Genomic DNA, 595 nt, shown 5'->3' with positions numbered 1-595 from the left:
CTTCTTACTTACAGATCCATCACTGGTATTTCGTTCAATGTTGAACAGGTTGCTGGTACATCTCACTTGTTAAAGAAGCACGTTAATTAGGTTAACTGGTTGATTTAATATTCTTTAAGTGATTAGTTGATCACGATTTTCATCTGCAATTTGTTGAGCTTGTGCTCAAAAATTCTCCCGTTCTGTTTTTAGGATAGAGGTTGTTCCCCAACCAACATCTAACCTAAAAGCAGGTGATTCCCATGACAAAAAATCTTTTCCGCCTCAGTACGATTACCCTTGGTTTGTGCCTCAGTTCTTTGTCGTTCGCCCAATCCGATCTTCCTAATATCAAAATCCTCGCGACTGGCGGCACCATCGCTGGCGCAGGTCAATCTGCCACTGAGTCGAACTACACCGCAGGTAAAGTTGGCGTCGAATCATTAATTTCTGCTGTGCCGAGTATGACCAACATTGCGGATATTTCTGGTGAGCAAGTCGTCAGCATCGGCTCTCAAGACATGAACGATGAGGTGTGGCTGAAGTTAGCGAAAAGAGTTAACGAGCTGCTCGCTCAAGATGATGTTGACGGTATCGTCATCACCCACGGTACGGA

The 595-nt window shown here is 44.4% G+C and carries 1 protein-coding gene; it reads left to right on the top strand.

Features of this window, described 5'->3' with window-relative positions; all coding sequences use genetic code 11:
- Window positions 1–242 precede the first annotated feature (242 nt).
- On the top strand, window positions 243–595 hold a 353-nt coding region (locus R7P74_RS27870), incomplete at its 3' end, for an asparaginase domain-containing protein (RefSeq protein WP_318123910.1).

It is taken from the genome of Vibrio sp. 2033, assembly GCF_033339735.1.
Note: the sequence above shows the minus strand (reverse complement) of the source record. Positions and strands in the feature narration are given on the sequence as shown.